Origin of the sequence: Nocardioides sp. URHA0032 (genome assembly GCF_000620645.1) — a bacterium.
In the GTDB taxonomy this organism is placed as follows: Bacteria; Actinomycetota; Actinomycetes; order Propionibacteriales; family Nocardioidaceae; genus Nocardioides.
On record NZ_JIAV01000018.1, the window covers coordinates 1 to 18,345 of the forward strand.

15 protein-coding genes are annotated in these 18,345 nt (G+C 72.7%); 3 read left to right on the forward strand and 12 right to left on the reverse strand.

Annotated elements, in window-relative coordinates; all coding sequences use genetic code 11:
- Window positions 1–290: 290 nt before the first annotated feature.
- The 10 genes from N538_RS24175 to argC are packed head-to-tail and all read right to left on the reverse strand — an operon-like array spanning window position 291 to window position 9,934.
- Complete coding sequence (locus N538_RS24175) at window positions 291–893, reverse strand: DNA-3-methyladenine glycosylase (RefSeq protein ID WP_036569770.1); 603 nt, start codon at window positions 891–893, stop codon at window positions 291–293.
- Complete coding sequence (gene argH / locus N538_RS0106845; protein WP_028636696.1) at window positions 877–2,304, reverse strand: argininosuccinate lyase; 1,428 nt, start codon at window positions 2,302–2,304, stop codon at window positions 877–879. The genes N538_RS24175 and argH overlap by 17 nt, the downstream gene beginning before the upstream one ends.
- Window positions 2,301–2,765, reverse strand: coding sequence for an NUDIX domain-containing protein (locus tag N538_RS27275; protein ID WP_051548906.1), 465 nt, complete (start codon window positions 2,763–2,765; stop codon window positions 2,301–2,303). Before N538_RS27275 ends, argH begins: the two co-directional genes overlap by 4 nt.
- A complete protein-coding gene (argG, locus tag N538_RS0106855; RefSeq protein ID WP_028636697.1) occupies window positions 2,765–4,198 on the reverse strand; it encodes an argininosuccinate synthase in 1,434 nt (477 codons plus the stop codon). Before argG ends, N538_RS27275 begins: the two co-directional genes overlap by 1 nt.
- Window positions 4,199–4,209: 11 nt before the next feature.
- A complete protein-coding gene (locus N538_RS0106860; protein ID WP_028636698.1) occupies window positions 4,210–4,731 on the reverse strand; it encodes an arginine repressor in 522 nt (173 codons plus the stop codon).
- Entirely contained in the window at window positions 4,728–5,666 is a 939-nt protein-coding gene (gene argF / locus N538_RS0106865; RefSeq protein ID WP_028636699.1) for an ornithine carbamoyltransferase, read from the reverse strand. The genes N538_RS0106860 and argF overlap by 4 nt, the downstream gene beginning before the upstream one ends.
- Window positions 5,663–6,829, reverse strand: coding sequence for an acetylornithine transaminase (locus N538_RS0106870; RefSeq protein ID WP_028636700.1), 1,167 nt, complete (start codon window positions 6,827–6,829; stop codon window positions 5,663–5,665). Before N538_RS0106870 ends, argF begins: the two co-directional genes overlap by 4 nt.
- Window positions 6,826–7,764 (reverse strand): acetylglutamate kinase, encoded by a 939-nt coding sequence (argB, locus tag N538_RS0106875; RefSeq protein ID WP_197025261.1) that lies wholly within the window; start codon window positions 7,762–7,764, stop codon window positions 6,826–6,828. Before argB ends, N538_RS0106870 begins: the two co-directional genes overlap by 4 nt.
- A complete protein-coding gene (gene argJ / locus N538_RS0106880; protein ID WP_028636702.1) occupies window positions 7,761–8,909 on the reverse strand; it encodes a bifunctional glutamate N-acetyltransferase/amino-acid acetyltransferase ArgJ in 1,149 nt (382 codons plus the stop codon). Before argJ ends, argB begins: the two co-directional genes overlap by 4 nt.
- Window positions 8,906–9,934 carry an N-acetyl-gamma-glutamyl-phosphate reductase gene (argC, locus tag N538_RS0106885; RefSeq protein WP_028636703.1) on the reverse strand — a complete coding sequence of 343 codons (1,029 nt, stop codon included), beginning with the start codon at window positions 9,932–9,934 and terminating at the stop codon, window positions 8,906–8,908. The genes argJ and argC overlap by 4 nt, the downstream gene beginning before the upstream one ends.
- 77 nt (window positions 9,935–10,011) lie before the next feature.
- Between argC and N538_RS0106890 the strand changes: the two genes are divergently transcribed.
- From N538_RS0106890 to N538_RS0106900, 3 genes are read left to right on the forward strand one after another with little or no spacing between them, the layout of a single operon-like run.
- The gene (locus N538_RS0106890; protein WP_028636704.1) at window positions 10,012–10,803 is read left to right on the forward strand and encodes a maleylpyruvate isomerase family mycothiol-dependent enzyme; all 792 of its coding nucleotides are present in this window, start codon (window positions 10,012–10,014) and stop codon (window positions 10,801–10,803) included.
- A gap of 60 nt (window positions 10,804–10,863) precedes the next feature.
- A complete protein-coding gene (locus N538_RS0106895) occupies window positions 10,864–11,853 on the forward strand; it encodes a daunorubicin resistance protein DrrA family ABC transporter ATP-binding protein (RefSeq protein ID WP_028636705.1) in 990 nt (329 codons plus the stop codon).
- Complete coding sequence (locus N538_RS0106900; RefSeq protein WP_028636706.1) at window positions 11,850–12,680, forward strand: ABC transporter permease; 831 nt, start codon at window positions 11,850–11,852, stop codon at window positions 12,678–12,680. The genes N538_RS0106895 and N538_RS0106900 overlap by 4 nt, the downstream gene beginning before the upstream one ends.
- 198 nt (window positions 12,681–12,878) lie before the next feature.
- Here N538_RS0106900 and N538_RS24185 read toward each other — a convergent pair whose 3' ends face one another.
- A complete protein-coding gene (locus N538_RS24185) occupies window positions 12,879–15,881 on the reverse strand; it encodes an ATP-binding protein (protein WP_051548908.1) in 3,003 nt (1,000 codons plus the stop codon).
- Window positions 15,862–18,345 (reverse strand): phenylalanine--tRNA ligase subunit beta, encoded by a 2,484-nt coding sequence (gene pheT / locus N538_RS0106910; RefSeq protein WP_028636707.1) that lies wholly within the window; start codon window positions 18,343–18,345, stop codon window positions 15,862–15,864. The genes N538_RS24185 and pheT overlap by 20 nt, the downstream gene beginning before the upstream one ends.

The window sequence follows — 18,345 nt, forward strand, 5'->3', positions numbered from 1 at the left end:
ACCACACCCACCAAAAGGCAGACGCAGTCAACGGGGCATTACAAACTAATTCGTCGACTATGACACACTGTTGAGTTCTCAAGAATCAGACGCACCCGTCCCGGACCCTTGCGGGCCAAGCGGCGGGGCAACCTGCAAAAACTTACCGGCTTCGATCCTCCCCGTCAACTCGACGTCGACTCGGGCGGAACCTCGCTGGTGCCGGGCGCGCGCAGACTCCGCTCGGTCGGCCTCGCGGCCCGAAGAGGGAGTCGCTCACCGCGACGAGAAGAACGTTAGCAGCGCACCGGTCACGAGCTCAAATCGGGCCGTCGCCGGGCCCGGAGCGGGGCCGCGGGACGGTACGCCGACACCGTCGGCTCCCCCGTCGACCAGAACCGCCACGGCCAGTCGGCCGCAGCTCTGAGGCCCACGCGGGGGCCCGTCGACACGTCCGCCGGGGGGGTGCCCAGCGTGAGCGTGAGGGGGCCGGAGGCCAGGTCCGCGCCGCCGTGCTCGAGGGTGATGCCCAGGGCCCTGCAGAGCCGGGCCGGACCGCGGGCCAGGTCGCGGTCGCCGGCGCCGGGGCGGCGTTCCCGGGCCGCCTCGACGCCGTCCACCACCTCACCGGCACGGAGCAGCACGGCGCTCGCCACGCCCACGGGACCGCACACGACGTTGCAGCAGACGTGCATGCCGTAGGTGAAGTAGCAGTACAGGTGGCCGGCCGGCCCGAACATCACCTCGTTGCGGCGGGTCCGGCCGCGGAAGGCGTGCGAGCCGGGGTCGTTCGCGCCGTCGTACGCCTCGACCTCGGTGAGGCGGACGGCGACGTCGCCGTGGCGCAGCACGGCGTTCAGCAACCGGGGAGCCTGCTCGAGGACCGGCCCCGAGAGGTCAAGAGATCCGGGCACGGTGGCTGTCGGCGAGGGCGGTGACCTGGGCGAGCTGCTCGCGGACCCGCGCGGGTGCCGTCCCGCCGCGGCCGTCGCGGGAGGCGACCGAGCCGTCGACCGTCAGGACCTCGCGGACCGCGGGCGTGAGCACTGGCGAGATCTCCGCCAGCTGGTCGTCGGTGAGTTCCTCGAGCTCGACACCGAGCTCCTCGCACCGCCGGACGCAGGCCCCGGCGAGCTCGTGCGCGACGCGGAACGGCACGCCCTCCCGGACCAGCCACTCCGCGACGTCGGTGGCCAGCGAGAAGCCCTGCGGCGCCAGCTCGGCCAGCCGCGCGGTGTCGAAGGTGAGCGTGGCGACCATCCCGGTGAACGCGGGGAGCAGCACCTCGAGGGTGTCCACCGAGTCGAAGACCGGCTCCTTGTCCTCCTGGAGGTCGCGGTTGTAGGCGAGCGGGAGCGCCTTCAGGGTGGCCATCAGTCCTGCGAGGTTCCCGATCAGCCGGCCCGCCTTCCCCCGAGCGAGCTCGGCGATGTCGGGGTTCTTCTTCTGCGGCATGATGCTCGACCCCGTCGACCACGAGTCGTGCAGCGTCACGAAGCCGAACTCGCGGGTCGACCAGAGGATGACCTCCTCGGCGATCCGGCTGACGTCGACGCCCACCTGCGCGGCGATGTAGGCGAGCTCCGCGACGAAGTCGCGCGACGCCGTGCCGTCGATGGAGTTGGGCGACGAGCCGGCGAAGCCGAGCTCCGACGCCACCAGCTCGGGATCGAGACCCAGGCTCGAGCCCGCCAGCGCTCCCCCGCCGTACGGCGACTCCGCGGCGGTACGGCGACGCCAGTCGGCGAGCCGGTCGACGTCGCGCAGCAGCGCCCAGGCGTGGGCGAGCAGGTGGTGGGACAACAGCACCGGCTGGGCGTGCTGGAGGTGGGTACGGCCGGGCATGACGGTCTCCCGGCCCGGGGCCAGGTGGTCGCGCGCCTGCGTGGTGAGCGCGTCGACCAGGTCGAGCACCCGGCTCGCGACGGTGACCGAGTGGTCGAGCAGGAACGACCGGAACAGCGTGGCGATCTGGTCGTTGCGGCTGCGCCCGGCGCGCAGCCGGCCGCCGATGTCGGCGCCGACCTCCTCGACGAGCAGTCGTTCGAGCGCGCCGTGCACGTCCTCGTCGCCCGGGTCGGGCAGCAGGGTGCCGTCGGTGTAGCGCTGGGCGAGCGCGTCCAGGCCACGGTGCAGCTCGGCCTCGTCCGCCGGGGTCAGGTAGCCCGCGGCGCCGAGCGCCTTGGCATGGGCGTGCGACCCGGCGATGTCGTACAGCGCGAGCCGCCAGTCGAAGTGCGTCGACCGCGAGAGCGCGTCGAGCTCGGGCGAGGGGCCGCCGGCGAAGCGGCCGCCCCACAGCTTGCCGGTGTTCGTGGTGCTCACTGCTGTCCTCTCACCGCGGCGATCGCGCTGGTCATGATGTCAGGGAGGTCCGCCGGGCGGGACAGGACGCCCGCCAGCGACGTCGGCAGCCACCAGCCCGCCCCGAGGACCGTGCCGACCTCCTCGGGCTCGAGCCCGTCGAAGCCGATCTCGACGCCGCGCTCGAGTGGCAGGGCGAAATAGGTGTGCTCGCCGACGTAGTCGACCCCGTCCCAGGAGTAGGCCTGCCGGTCGCGGAAGACCGGCCCGATCAGCCGGCCCCCGTCGGTGTGGATCCCGGCCTCCTCCCGCAGCTCACGCGCCGCGGCCGTCCGCAGCGACTCGTGGAGATCGGGCGCACCGCCGATGCTCGACCAGTAGCGCTCGCCGGGGCGTGCCGGGTCCCGCTCCTCGAGGAGCAGGACGGCGCCGTCCTGGCTCACCGGGAGCACCCGGGCGGTGGCGCGGTGGACGGGATCCATCAGTCGGTGCCGAACTCCATGGCTGCCTGGTCCAGCGCGGCCTCGTCCGGCTCTCCCTTGGCGGCAGGATTGGCCGCGATCCGGTCCGCTCCCCCGGCCTCGAGCTCGCCGTACAGCGTCCCGTGCTCGACGAGCACCTGGCCCTGGTCGAGCGGCTGGGCGGCGTACTGCTCGAGCTTGGCGCGGGAGTCGGCGATGTCCAGGTTGCGCATGGTCAGCTGGCCGATCCGGTCGAGGGGGCCGAAGGCGGCGTTCTCGGTGCGCTCCATCGAGAGCTTGTCCGGGTGGTAGGAGAACGCCGGGCCGTCGGTGCGCAGGATCGTGTAGTCCTCGCCGCGGCGCAGGCGCAGTGTGACCTCGCCGGTGACGAGCGAGGCGATCCACCGCTGGATCGACTCCCGCAGCATCAGCGCCTGCGGGTCCAGCCAGCGGCCCTGGTAGAGCAGGACGCCGAGCCGGCGGCCCTCGCCGTGGTAGCTCGCGATGGTGTCCTCGTTGTGGATCGCGTTGAGCAGCCGCTCGAAGGCGATCCACAGCAGCGCCATGCCCGGAGCCTCGTAGATGCCGCGGGACTTGGCCTCGATGATCCGGTTCTCGATCTGGTCGGACATGCCGAGACCGTGCCGACCGCCGATCGTGTTGGCCTCGTGGACGAGCGCGACCGGGTCGTCGTACGACTGCCCGTTGATCGCCACCGGGCGGCCCTCCCGGAACGCGATCGTGACGTCCTCGGCCGCGATCTCGACACCCGGGTCCCAGAACTTCACGCCCATGATCGGCTCGACGGTCTCGAGCGAGACGTCGAGGTGCTCGAGGGTCTTCGCCTCGTGGGTGGCCCCCCAGATGTTGGCGTCGGTCGAGTACGCCTTCTCCTGCGAGTCGCGGTAGGGCAGGTCGTGCTCGGTCAGCCACTGGCTCATCTCGGCCCGGCCGCCGAGCTCGGTGACGAACTCGGCGTCCAGCCACGGCTTGTAGATGCGCAGGTCGGGGTTCGCCAGCAGGCCGTAGCGGTAGAAGCGCTCGATGTCGTTGCCCTTGAACGTCGAGCCGTCGCCCCAGATGTCGACACCGTCGTCGTGCATCGCCCGGACCAGCATCGTGCCGGTCACCGCACGGCCGAGCGGGGTGGTGTTGAAGTACGCCCGGCCGCCCGAGCGGATGTGGAACGCACCGCACGCCATCGCGGCGAGCCCCTCCTCGACCAGCTGGCGCCGGCAGTCGACGGCGCGGGCGATCTCGGCGCCGTACCGGACGGCGCGGTCGGGTACGCCGGAGATGTCCGGCTCGTCGTACTGCCCGATGTCGGCGGTGTACGTGCACGGGATCGCGCCCTTGGCGCGCATCCACGCGACCGCGACGGAGGTGTCCAGCCCGCCCGAGAAGGCGATGCCGACGCGCTCGCCGGCCGGGAGGGACGTGAGGACCTTGCTCAAGGTTGGGTTCCTTACTGGCTCTGGGTGTGGGTGTCGGCGAGGGCGAGGAAGCGGCGGGCGAGGTCGTCGCCGCCCTTGGGCTCGCGGCCGATCACGAGGACGGTGTCGTCCCCGGCGATGGTGCCGAGCACCTCGGGGAACTCGGCCTTGTCGAACGCCGAGGCGAGGAACTGGGCGGCGCCCGGCGGCGTGCGCAGCACGACCAGGTTGGCGCTGGCGTCGGCGCTCACCAGGAGCTCACCGCACAGCCTGGCCAGCCGGTTCGCGGCGGCGGCCGTCTCGACGGGCGCCGCGGGCCGGCGGTCACCGCCCTCGGCGGGCACGGCGTAGACGAGGGCGCCCGACGGAGCACGCACCTTGATCGCGTCCAGCTCGACCAGGTCCCGCGAGAGCGTCGCCTGGGTGACCCGGATGCCGCTCTCGGTGAGCAGGTCGGCGAGCTCGCCCTGCGAGCGGACCTCGTGCTGGGTCACCAGCTCGACGATCAGCTGGTGGCGGGCGTTCTTGGTGCCCGGTCGGAGGGCGGTGCTCACGTCGCCCCCTGGACCAGGAACGTGAGGATCGCCTTCTGGGCGTGCCGCCGGTTCTCGGCCTCGTCCCAGACCACGCTCTGCGGGCCGTCCAGCACCTCGGCATCGATCTCCTTGCCGCGGTAGGCCGGCAGGCAGTGCATCGCGATCGCGTCGGGCTCGGCGTGCTCGAACAGGGCGGTGGTGAGGGAGTACGGCGCGAACACCTCGGCCCGCGCGGCCGCCTCGTCCTCCCTGCCCATCGAGATCCAGGTGTCGGTCACGACCACGTCGGCGCCGGTGACGGCGGCGAGCGGGTCCGACCCGACGGTGGCCGACCCACCGGTGATCGTGGCGATCGCTGCCGCGCGCTCGACCATCGCGGCGTCGGGCAGGTAGCCCTCCGGCGAGGCGATCCGCACGTGCATGCCGGCGGTGGTGCCGGCGAGCAGCCAGGAGTTGCCCATGTTGCAGGCGCCGTCGCCGACGAAGGCCACGGTGACGCCCGCGAGCTGCTGCTTGTGCTCGCGCACGGTGAGCAGGTCGGCGAGCAGCTGGCAGGGGTGGAAGTCGTCGGTGAGGGCGTTCACGACCGGGACGCCGGCGTGCTCTGCCATCTCCTCCAGCCGCGCCTGGGCGTAGGTGCGCCAGACGATCATCGACGCCTGGCGGCCGAGCACGCGGGCGACGTCGTGGACGGACTCGCGCACGCCGATGCCCGCGAGCGCGCCGTCGACCAGCATCGGGAAGCCACCCAGCTCGGCGATGCCGGCCGCGAAGGACGCCTGGGTGCGCAGCGTCTGCTTGTCGAAGATCATGGCGACCGTGCGCGGGCCCGCGAGCGGCTTCGCGTCGTACGGCGCCTGCTTGAGCTCGAACGCGAGGTCCAGGACCCGCGCCTGCTCCTCGGGCGTGAGGTCGTCGTCGGCGAGGAAGTGTCGGACCGGGTGGGCGCTCATCCCATGGCTCCATCCAGGATGCCCGGCCAGGCGGCCAGGAACGCGTTGACGTCGTCCTCGGTGAGGACGAGCGGTGGCGCGAGCCGGATGCGGCTGGGGGTCGGGTTGTTGACGATGAACCCGGCCGCCAGCGCGGCGGCCGCCACGTCTGCCGACGCGTCGACAGACAGGTCGAGGCCGATCAGCAGCCCCTCCCCCCGCACCTCGGTGACGCGCGGGTCGGCGGCCAGTCCGTCGCGGAGCTTCTGGCCGAGCACGGTGACGTGCTCGAGCAGGTCCTCGTCCTCGATGGTGCGGATGACCGCGAGCGCGGCAGCGCACGCGACCGGGTTGCCGCCGAACGTCGTGCCGTGGTTGCCCGGCTCGAGCAGCTCCCCCGCGGCGCCGACACCGACGCAGGCCCCCACCGGGAAGCCGCCGCCGAGGCCCTTGGCGACGGTGACCACGTCGGGGGTGAGCCCGGTGTGCGCGAACCAGCGGCCGGTGCGCCCCATGCCGGTCTGCACCTCGTCCAGCCAGAGCAGCGCACCGTGGCGGTCGGCGACCGCGCGGGCGGCGGCGAGGTAGCCCTCCGGCGGTACGACGACGCCGGCCTCGCCCTGGATCGGCTCCAGCAGCACGGCCGCCGTCTGGTCGGTCACCGCGGCGGCCAGCGCGTCGGCGTCGCCGTACGGGACGAACGTGACGTCGCCGGGCAGCGGCGCGAACGGCGTCCGGTACGCCGCCTTGGCGGTGAGTGCGAGCGCGCCCATGGTGCGGCCGTGGAAGGAGCCCTCGGCGGCGACGACGTGGGTGCGGCCGGTGCGCCGGGTCAGCTTGAAGGCGGCCTCGTTGGCCTCGGTCCCGGAGTTGGTGAGGAACACCTTGCCGCCGCCGGCGCCGACGCCGAGCAGGTCGAGCAACCGCTCCGCGAGCTCGACCTGTGGCGCCGAGGTGAAGAAGTTCGAGATGTGGCCGAGCGTCTGGAGCTGGGTCGTGATCGCCTCCACCAGCGCCGGGTGCCCGTGCCCGAGCGCGTTGACCGCGATGCCGCCGAGCAGGTCGACGTACTCCTTGCCGTCGGTGTCCCACACGTGCGCGCCCTCGCCCCGGGCGAGCACCAGCTTCGGGGGGCCGAAGGTGTTCATCAGGCTGGCGGCGTACCGCTCCTGGTAGCTGGTCACTGGGCGTCCCTCGCCTTCCGGGTCTTGGTCGCGGCGCCCGGCAGCACCTGGGTGCCGACGCCCTCCTTGGTGAAGAGCTCGAGCAGCACGGCGTGCTCCTCGCGCCCGTCCACGACGGTGGCTCGTGGGACGCCGCCCTGGACGGCCTGCAGGCAGGCGCTCATCTTGGGGATCATCCCCGAGGCCAGCGTCGGGATGATCTCCGCGAGCGCCTCCGGGCCGATCTCTCCGATCACGTCGTCGGAGTCCGGCCAGTCCAGGTAGAGGCCCTCGACGTCGGTGAGGACGAGCAGCTTCTCGGCGTCCAGGGCCACGGCGAGCGCGGCAGCGGCCGAGTCGGCGTTCACGTTGTGCACCCGGCCGGCCGCGTCCGGAGCGACGCTGGAGACGACCGGGATCCGGCCGGCCTCGATCAGGTCGAGGACCGACTCGGGGCGGACCTTCGTGACCTCGCCGACCAGGCCGAGGTCGACCTCCTCCCCGTCGACGACGGTGCCGGTGGTGGTGGCCGTGAACAGGCCGGCGTCCTCGCCCGAGCAGCCGACCGCGAGCGGGCCGTGCTCGTTGATCAGGCCGACCAGTTCGCGCTGGACCTGGCCGACCAGCACCATGCGCACCACGTCCATCGCCTCGGGCGTGGTCACCCGCAGGCCACCCCGGAACTCGGACTCGATGCCGAGCCGGTCGAGCATGTGGGAGATCTGCGGACCGCCGCCGTGCACGACGACCGGCTTGAAGCCGGCGAACCGGAGGAACGCGATGTCCTCGGCGAAGGCCCGCTTCAGGGTGTCGTCGGTCATCGCGTTGCCGCCGTACTTCACCACGACGATCTTGCCGTGGTAGCGCTTCAGCCAGGGCAGCGCTGCCGCGAGCGTGCGCGCCTTGGCCGGGTCCGGCTTGCTCGGGTCGTGGGGGGTGTGCGAGATGGTCCTCATGAGGAGTACGCGCTGTTCTCGTGGACGTAGGCGTGCGTGAGGTCGTTGGTCCAGACCGTGGCCCGGTCGGACCCGGCCTTGAGGTCGATGGTGACGCTGACCTCGCGCGGCTTCAGGTCGACGGTCGCGGGGTCGGCGTGCGGGGTCGACCGTCGGCACACCCAGACGCCGTTCATGGCGACGTCGAGGTCGGCCGGGTCGAAGCGGGCACTCGTCGTGCCGATGCTGGCCAGCACACGGCCCCAGTTCGGGTCGTTGCCGAACACCGCGGCCTTGAAGAGGTTCGAGCGTGCGACGCTGCGGCCCACCTCGACCGCCTCGTCCTCGCTCGCGGCGTTGACGACGGTGATCGCGATCTCGTGCTCGGCGCCCTCGGCGTCCTCGAGGAGCTGCATGGCGAGGTCGGTGCAGGCCTGGGTGAGCGTGGCGGTGAAGTCGTCGAGGCTCGGGGTGATGCCGCTCGCGCCGCTGGCCAGGACGGTCACGGTGTCGTTGGTGGACATGCAGCCGTCGGAGTCGAGCCGGTCGAAGCTGACCCGGGTGGCCGCGCGCAGCGCGGTGTCGACGTCGACCGCCGGTACGACGGCGTCGGTGGTGAGCACGACCAGCATCGTGGCGAGCTGCGGCGCCAGCATGCCGGCGCCCTTGGCCATGCCGCCGATCGACCAGCCCGCGCCCTCGACCACGACCTGCTTGCTGACCGAGTCGGTCGTCATGATCGCGTGGGCGGCGTCGTCTCCCCCGTCGGCACTGAGGGCGTCGTACGCCGCCCGGGCGCCGGCGAGGACCTGGCCGCGGTCGTTGGTGAGGCCGATCAGGCCCGTCGAGCAGACGACGACGTCGCCCGCGCCGATGCCGAGGCTGCCGGCGACCGCCTCGGCCACCGCATGGGTGGTCTGGAATCCCTCGGGACCGGTGTAGCAGTTGGCGCCGCCGGAGTTCAGGAACACCGCCCTGACCGTGCCGTCCTTCACGACCTCCTGGCTCCAGAGCACCGGGTTCGCCTTGCAGCGGTTGGTCGTGAAGACGCTGGCCGAGTCGTGGGCCGGGCCGTCGTTCACGACGAGCGCGACGTCCTTGGCGCCCGTCGACTTGAGGCCCGCGGCGACGCCGGCGGCCCGGAATCCCTTGGGCGACGTGATCACGGTGCCACTCCCACGGTCGACAGGCCCAGGCACTCGTCGAGCCCGAGCGCGAGGTTCATGCACTGCACGGCCGCGCCGGCGGTGCCCTTGGCCAGGTTGTCGACGGCGCCGACGGCCACGAGCCGTCGCGCGTCCTGGTCGACCGTCACCTGGAGGTGGACCGCGTTGGAGCCGGTGACCGACTTGGTCTGCGGCCACTGGCCGGCCGGGAGCAGGTGCACGAACGGCTCGTCGGCGTAGGCCTTCGCGTACACGTCGTAGGCCTCGTCCGCGCTCAGGTCACCGGTGAGCGGAGCGCTGCACGTCGCGAGGATCCCGCGCGGCATCGGGACCAGCAGCGGCGTGAAGCTGACCCGCACGGCACCATCGACGAGCGCGGACAGGTTCTGGGTGATCTCCGGGGTGTGCCGGTGGACCCCGCCGACGCCGTACGCGCCGGCGTTGCCCATCACCTCGCTGCCGAGCAGGTGGGGCTTCGCGGCCTTGCCCGCGCCGCTGGTGCCGGAGGCGGCCACCACGACGACGTCGGGCTCGACGATGCCGGCCGCGACCGCCGGGGCGAGGGTGAGCGTGGACACCGTCGGGTAGCAGCCGGGCACCGCGATCCGGGTGGCCTTGCGGAGCAGGTCGCGCTGGCCCGGCAGCTCCGGGAGTCCGTAGGGCCAGGTGCCGGCGTGCTCGCCGCCGTAGAACCTCTCCCAGGCGGCGGCGTCCGCGAGCCGGAAATCCGCGCCGCAGTCGATGACGACCGTGTCGTCGCCGAGCTGCGCCGCGAGCGCCCCGGACTCTCCGTGCGGGAGCGCGAGGAAGACCACATCGTGGCCGCGGAGGGTTTCGAGCGAGGTCGCGTCGAGCACCCTCTCGGCGAGGGGCACCAGGTGCGGCTGCAGGGCGCCGAGTGGCTGGCCGGCGTTGGAGGCGCCGGTGAGGGCGCCGATCTCGACGCCGGGGTGACCGAGGAGCAGGCGCAGCAGCTCGCCCCCGGCGTACCCACTGGCTCCGGCGACGGCGATCCTGGTCGACATATGCATGACTATACAGATGCGCGCATCTGTATGTATCTCGGGTGCGGCGGTCGGTCCGCGCCCCTAGGTTCACGATCATGGCGAGACTCTCCGACGACGACTACCTCCACCACATCCGAGCCGAGTCCGCGCGGTTCCGCGCGGTCCTGGCGGACTGCGACCCCGGCGCGCGAGTGCCGAGCTGCCCGGAGTGGGACGCAGGCGACCTGCTCTGGCACCTCGGGGAGGTGCAGCACTTCTGGGGCACCATGCTGCGGCAGCGACCGACCGGGCCCGACGACTACAGCCACGAGCCGAGGCCCGAGACCTACGAGGGCCTCCTCGACTACTTCGACCGCGGCTCCGAGCTCCTGTACGCCGAGCTGGACGGCGTCGACCCGGCCGCCGAGACCTGGACCTGGTCCCAGGACCACACCGCCGGCTTCATCTACCGGCGGCAGGCCCACGAGGCGCTGATCCACCGGCTGGACGCCGAGCTGACCGCCGGCACGGCCACGCCGCTCGACGCGGCGCTCGCCGCCGACGGGGTCGACGAGACCCTGGACGTGATGTTCGGCGGCAAGCCCCCGTGGGGCACGTTCACGCCGTACGACCGGTTCGTGCGCGTCGACGTCACCGACACCGGGGACAGGGTCTGGGTGCAGCTGGGGCACTTCAGCGGCACCGACCCCGAGGGCGCCACCCACGACGCGGAGGACATCGGCGTGGTCGCCGACCCCGGGGTCGAGCCGGGCGCCGTGGTCAGCGGCCCGGCCGGGCCACTCGACGCGTGGCTGTGGCGACGCGGCGACGACAGCGAGGTGACGGTCACCGGCGACCGGGAGGTCTACGACCACTTCCGCGCGTGCGTGAGCCACCCGATCAACTGACGAAAGGCAGTGAAACCCGGGTGAAGGCGGACTGAAACCGGGCGCGTCCATCCTGAGGACATGACACGAGCTCCTGACACCGACCTGGCCGTCGCGGCCGCCGGCCTCGTCAAGACCTTCGGTGACTTCCGCGCGGTCGACGGGATCGACCTCGAGGTACGTCGCGGCGAGGTGTTCGGCGTGCTGGGCCCGAACGGCGCAGGCAAGACCACCACCCTGAAGATGCTGGCCACCCTGCTGCCGATGAACGGCGGGGAGGCCAGCATCTTCGGCGTCGACGTCCGCCGGAACCCCCACATGATCCGGCAGCTCGTCGGCGTCACCGGGCAGTACGCCTCCGTGGACGAGAACCTCACCGGCTACGAGAACCTCTGGCTCTTCGGCCGTCTCCAGGGACTCTCCTCGGCCAGGTCGACGGCCACCGCCGGCGACCTGCTCGAGCGGTTCGGCCTGACCGAGGCACGCGACAAGCAGATCAAGGAGTTCTCGGGCGGGATGCGGCGACGTCTCGACCTCGCCGCGAGCCTGATCTCGCAGCCGCCGCTGATCTTCCTCGACGAGCCGACCACCGGTCTCGACCCGCGCACCCGCGGGCAGATGTGGGACACGATCCGCGACCTGATCCGCGAGGGCAGCACGGTGCTGCTCACGACGCAGTACCTCGACGAGGCCGACCAGCTGGCCGGACGGATCGCGGTCATCGACCGCGGCATCAAGGTCGCCGAGGGAACGCCGGACGAGCTGAAGACCTCGGTCGGCAGCTCGACCCTCCAGCTGCGGATGTCCGAGCCGTCCGACACGGCCGAGGCCGTCGCCGTCGTACGTCGCGTCCTCGGCGAGGAGCCGGTGCTCACGCCCGAGTCGGGCGGCCTGAACGCCGCCCTCACCGACGCCAACCGGGCGGCCGACGTCCTGATCGCGTTGCGGCAGTCCGGCCTCTCGATCGCGTCCGCGACCGTCCAGAAGCCCACTCTCGACGAGGTGTTCATGGCCATCACGGGCCACGGTGCCGACGACGAGGTCGACCCCGAGATGGAGGTCGCCAGATGAGCACCGCCCTGCTCCCCGACCACGACACGACCGAGGTGCTGAACCGCACCCTCGTCACCCGCCCGTCGTTGCACGACACCGTCGACCAGAGCCTGGCGATGGCCTGGCGCGCCCTGAAGAAGATGCGCCGCAACCCCGAGCAGTGGTTCGACGTCACCCTCCAGCCGCTGCTCTTCACGGCGATGTTCGCCTACATCTTCGGCGGCGCGATCTCCGGCAGCGTCGAGGACTACCTGCCGATCGTCATCACCGGCATCCTCGCCCAGACCGCGCTGACCGCCTGCATGGCGACCGGCATCCAGCTCCGCGAGGACATGGACAAGGGCGTGTTCGACCGGTTCAAGGCACTGCCCATCGCCCGGATCGCACCGCTCGTCGGGCCGGCGATGGCCGACCTGATCCGGTACGCCACCGCGGCGACCCTGACGATCCTCACCGGCATCCTGATGGGCTACCGGCCAGGCGGCGGCGTGCCCGGCGTCCTGGCCGGCTGGCTGCTGACGATCGTCGCGGGCTGGTCGCTGGCCTGGATCTTCACCTACTTCGGCACCCGGGCGCGCAGCGCCCAGGCGGTCCAGGGCATCTCGATGATGGTGATGTTCCCGCTGACCTTCCTGTCCAACGCGTTCGTCCCGGCCGACACGCTGCCGGGCTGGCTCGAGGCGTTCGTCAACGTCAACCCGGTGTCGCTGGTGATCTCGGCGCTGCGCGACCTGATGAACGACGGCGACGTCACCGCGAACGTCGGCTGGGCGCTGCTCGGCTGCGGGATCGTGGTCGCGATCTTCCTGCCGCTCTCGGTCCGGAGCTACAACAAGAAGATGTGATGATCAGCCTTCCGCAGGCCGTCGCGCCCGACGTGGGCTCGGCCGGGTCGAGCAAGCCCCGCGGGTGAGCGGAGCGAGCTCGCGACGGGCGCGTCGAAACCCGGTGAGCCGGGAAGCAGCAACGAGCGGGGCGACTGGGTCTCGATACGCCGTCGCTCGTCCCTCGCGACGGCTACTCGACCACCGAGCGGACCGGGCCTACTCGGCAACCGGCGACAGCTGCGTCACGAGGTCGAGCACCTCGGGGCGGAGCTCGGTCGGCTTGCGGTCGTCGAGCTCGGCGCGGACCCGCGCCTGCTCGCCCGGCAGCACGGCCTCCGCCAGTGCCAGGGCGGGCGCCCAGGCCAGGCTGGGCAGCTGGCGGTTGTAGCCGAACCGGTCGGCGAGGACGAGGAGACGGACCGCGAACGCAGCGCGCTCGGGATCCGGCTCGCCGGCCAGCTCCCAGAGCGCGAGCGCGAACAGCACCGACCCGAACACCGGGTAGTCGAGGAACACGACGGATCCCTCCAGGATCACGGGCGCCTTGCGGATGAGGTCCTCTCGCATGCCCGCCACCTCGGCCCGAGCACCGTGTCGGACGTGCGCGGCCAGCGCCGCCGACTCGGCGTACAGGATCCAGGGCTCGTAGCCGAGCAGCGTCTCCATCCCGGGGAAGCTGCGCGCGGAGAGCTCCCGGACGGCGTCGCGGTAGCCGCACAGACCGCTCTCGACCTCGCCCATGGCGAGGTCGACCTCGGGCCGTCCGCAGAGCAGGATGATCGACGCGCCGAAGATGCCGCCGCCGGCGTCCTCGGCCTCGATCTCGTCGAAGATCCGGCGGGCCTCCTCGGTCCGGCCGTCCGCCATGGCGCCCAGGGCCAGGACCGCCCGGAGCTGCGCCACGTCCTCCTGGGCGCCCAGGTCGTCGAGGACCGGGATCGCGGCGTGAGCGAATCCGAGGGCCTCCTGGAGGTCGCCGACCTGCATGGTGAGGCCGGCGAGCTGGGCACGGACCAGGGCGGCGGACCACGGGCCGTCGGCGACGTCGTCGGCAAGGGCGAGGGCATCCAGGCCGCTCTGCTTCGCGAGCGCCAGCTCCCCCTGGTTCTCGTGGAGCTGGCAGGACCACTGGAGCGCGACCTGGGCGATCCGACGGTTCTCGTCGGTCGTGAGTGCCACGAGCGCGTCGAGACGATCCTCGACGATGCTGCGGCGAGCCGCGAGCAGCACCGTCGCGGTGATCTCCGCCCGGGTCCTGCCGGTGCCGGGCCCGAGCTCCTCGAGGCGGTCGAAGGACCGGCCCGCGACCGAGTCGGAGAAGATCAGCGAGTTGAAGGCGATCGCGACCAGCGTGGTGCGCAGCGTGTCCTCGTAGCCCTGGCTCACGCGTCCCTCGACCACCAGGTCCTCGACCTCGGGCGCGATGTTGACGACCTTCAGGTGGCTGCCCTCGATGGTCCAGAAGTCCGAGAGGCAGGCCATCAGGACGACGACCGCGTCCGCGTCCCGCTCGCGCAGTCGGCGCCGGAGGAGGTCGACCAGGTTGCCCTCCTCGCTGCGGATCTCCGTCATGGCCTCCACCTGGTGAGGCCCGAACAGCCGCTCCCCGGTGCGGAGCCCGAAGGCGAGACCCCAGTCCCGGAACCGCACCGCGGTCTCGACGTCGTCGCCGGCGTCGACGAGCTGCATCTGCCCGAACTCCCGGACCGTCTCGAGCAGCCGGTAGCGCAGCCCGCCGTTGCCCTCGACGACGGTCACCAGCGACTGGTCGACGAGGCTGGAGAGCGCGGGCAGGGCGTCGTCCCCGACCACGGCGTCGGCGCCGGAGAGCGAGAACCCGTCGCGGAAGATCGCGAGCCGGCGCAGCGCGGTGCGCTGGCTCTCGTCGAGCAGGTTCCAGCTCCAGTCGATGACCGCGAGCAGGGTCTGGTGCCGCTCCGGGGCGTCCCGGCTGCCGCCGCGCAGCAGCGCGAAGCGGTTCTCCAGCCGGCGCGAGATCTCCGCGACCGACATGACCCGCACCTTGGCGGCGGCGAGCTCGACCGCGAGCGGCAGCCCGTCGAGCCGCTCGACGAGGCCGCGCACCTCGGTGGGGTCGAGCCGGGCGCCGGGCCGGGCGGCCGACGCACGCTCGTCGAAGAGCTCGACGGCGTCGTCGAGCCCGAGCTGCGGCAGCTGGTAGACCCGTTCCGCGGCGATGCCCAGCGGCGCCCGGGTGGTGGTGAGCACCCGCAGCGCGGGGGTGCGCACGACCAGCACCGACACCAGGTCGGCGACGGCCTCGACCAGGTGCTCGCAGTTGTCGAGGATCAACAGGGCCGGGGCGCTCCCGACCTGGTCGACGATCCGGCCGAGCAGGTCGGTACGCCGGGCGGCGGAGCTGGTGAGCCGGTCGGTGAGCGACTCGCGCACCCCGAGCACGTCGCCGACCTCCACGGCCACGCCCTCGGGGGAGGTGACACCGGCCAGCTCGACGAAGTGCACGACCGGCTGCTCGGCCAGCCGGCCCATCAGGTGCGCCAGCCGGGTCTTGCCCAGCCCGCCCGCCCCGACGATCGAGGTGACCCGGGAGGTGCGGATCGTCTCGGCGAGCGCGACCACGTCCTCGTCACGGCCGATCAGCCGGGAGGCCTCGTAGAGCAGTCCCTCCCGGACCGGATGGTCGCGGGCGAGCAGCTCGGCGTGCAGCGCTTGCAGGACCGGGCTCGGGTCGACGCCGAGCCGGTCGGCCAGCCGGGCCCGGTAGGACTCGAACCGCTCCAGGGCCGCCGGGACACCGCGCACCGCCGCGATCGCACGCAGGAGCGCGGCCACCACGTCGTCGTCGGGCGCGGCGCGCTCCAGCAGCGGCAGCGCGGCGGCGTACTCCCCGGCGGCGGCGAGCCGCAGCCCCTCGGGGCGCAGCGCCCAGGCATCGACCTCGGCGGGCGCCAGGGTGAGGCGGTAGCCGCGGGCGGTCCGCTCGATCACCTCGGGACCGGTCGCGGACCTGGCCCGGGAGACGACGACCTGCAGCGCCTTCGCGGGGTTGGCCGGGACCTCGTCTCCCCAGATCTCCTCGACGAGCGTGGCCTCGGAGAGACCGCGGGACCCCGCCTCGGCGAGACCCCGCAGCAGCGCGTGCGTGCGCTCACCGGGGACCGGCTGACCGTCCCAGGTGACGTCGTCTAGGACCGAGAGCCGGTGGCCGGCCGGTCGGTCAGCTGCGCTGGACGGCACCGGTCCGCTCGGCGGCGAGGGCCACCGCGGCGTCGCGTGCGGCCGCCGTCTCCTCCTCGGTCAGGGTGCGGTCGGGCGCCCGGAACCGGAGCGCGAACGCCAGCGAGGTGCGTCCCTCCCCCACCTGCTCACCGGTGTAGACGTCGAAGAGCCGGACCGACTCCAGCAGCGGTCCGGCGCCCTCGCGGAGCGCGGCCTCGACGGCTGCGGCGGTGACGCCGTCGGCGACGACCAGCGCCACGTCCTCCTTCGCCAGCGGGTACGTCGAGAACTCCGGCCCCGGCGTGACGTCGCGGGCGTGCCGCATCAGGAGGTCGAGGTCGATCTCGACCGCTGCACTGCGCGCCGGCAGCCCGAACGCCTGGCAGACCTTCGGGTGCAGCTCGCCCGCGTGGCCGAGCTCGACTCCGTTCACCCGGACCTGCGCGCAGCGCCCCGGGTGCCAGGGCGCGCGGGTGGCGGACTCGACCTCGAGCCCGACGCCCAGCTCCGCAGCGAGCCGCCGGACCAGGCCGATGGCGTCGGACCAGCCGGCGTCGCGGCCACTGCCCCACCAGCCCGCCCGCTCCCTCTCACCGGCGAGCACGACGGCCAGGTGCAGCGGCTGCTCGGGAAGCGCCTCGAAGAGCTTCGCGAGCTCGTCGTCGCTGGGCCGCCAGTCGACACCGTAGATCGGCGCCGGGCCGCGGTCGGTGGGGAACGCCACCGTGCCGGTCTCGAACAGCGCGACCCCGGTCGCGCCGCGACCGATGTTGCGCGCGCCGGCCTTGAGCAGGCCGGGCAGCAGGGTCGTCGTGTACGAGGGCTCCTCGCTGGAGAGCGGGTTCGCCAGCCGGACGGTCCGCCGGCGTACGTCGTCGGCCGGGAGCCCGAGCGCGTCGAACGCGGCGTCGCCGACGAACGGGAAGCTGATCACCTCCACGCAGCCGGCACCGGCCAGGGTGCGGCCGACCCGGCGGCGCAGCCGCTGCTCACGGCTCAGTCCCCGGCCGGCGGCCTCGCGCGGCAGCACGGACGGGACGCGGTCGTAGCCCACGATCCGGGCGACCTCCTCGACCAGGTCGAACGGGTCGTTGAGGTCCGGACGCCAGGGCGGCGGGGTGGCGGTGAGGGTGCTGTCGGCCTTGTCGAGCGTGCAGCCGACGGCCTCGAGGTTCGCGACGGTGGCGGCCGCGTCGATGTCGATCCCCGTCACCCGGGCGGGCAGGTCGTAGGAGATCGTGATCTGCGGTGGTGCCGGAGGAGTCCCGACCACCGTGACACCGGGGTCGGCCGTCCCGCCGCCGTACGTCGTCAGCAGCTCGACGACGCGGTCGGCCGCGGCCGGCGTGATGACCGGGTCGACGCCGCGCTCGTTGCGCTTGCCGGCCTCGGAGCCGATCTTGTGCCGCTTGCCGGTGCGGAACATCGAGACCGCGTCCCAGTGGGCCGCCTCGACCAGGATGTTCGTGGTCGAGGCCGACATCTCGGTGGTCTCGCCGCCCATGACGCCGCCGAGGCCGATGATCCCGGAGTCGTCGGTGACGACCAGGTCCTCGGGCGAGAGCGCGCGGTCGACGCCGTCGAGCGTGGTGAGCCGCTCGCCCTCGCGGGCACGGCGCACCCGGATGGGCCCGGTGAGCTTGTGGGCGTCGTACCCGTGGATCGGCCGGCCCGTCTCGAGCATCACGTAGTTGGTGACGTCGACCGCCAGCGAGATCGGGCGCATGCCGGCCTGCTGGAGGCGCAGCGCCATCCAGTCCGGGGTCGGCGCTGCCGGATCGAACCCGGTCACCTTGCGGGCCACGAAGACCGGGCAGCCGGCCGGGTCGTCGATCTCGACCGGGTGGCCGAGGTCGTTCGGCTCGGGGACGGTGCGCGCCGCGGGGTCGCGGTACGGCGCACCGAACGCCAGGGCCGCCTCGCGGGCGATGCCGCGCAGCGACAGGGCGTAGGCGCGGTCCGGGTTGATCTCGAACTCGATGACCTCCTCGCGGAGGCCCAGCACTTCGAACGCGTCGTCGCCCGGCTGACCGGCGTCGGCGGGCAGCACGATGATCCCGTCGTGGTCCTCGCCGAGGCCGAGCTCGCGGGCCGAGCAGATCATCCCGGCGGACAGGTGCCCGTAGGTCTTGCGCGCGGAGATCTGGAAGTTGCCGGGCAGGACGCCGCCCGGGAGGATCACGACGACCAGGTCGCCGGGCGCGAAGTTGTGGGCGCCGCACACGATGCCCTGGGGCTCGCCGGTGCCGTTGGCGGCGCCGACGTCGACCGAGCACCAGTTGATGGTCTTGCCGTTCTTCTGCGGCTCCGGCTCGACGGTCAGCACGCGGCCGACCACCAGCGGGCCGGTGATGTCGGCGCCGGCGCTGTGGATGCCCTCGAGCTTGAGCCCGAGCGCGGTGAGCCGCGCGGTGAGCTCGTCGGTGGTGACGCCGGCTGGCAGGTCGACGTACTCCCGGATCCAGGAGACAGGGGCCTTCAC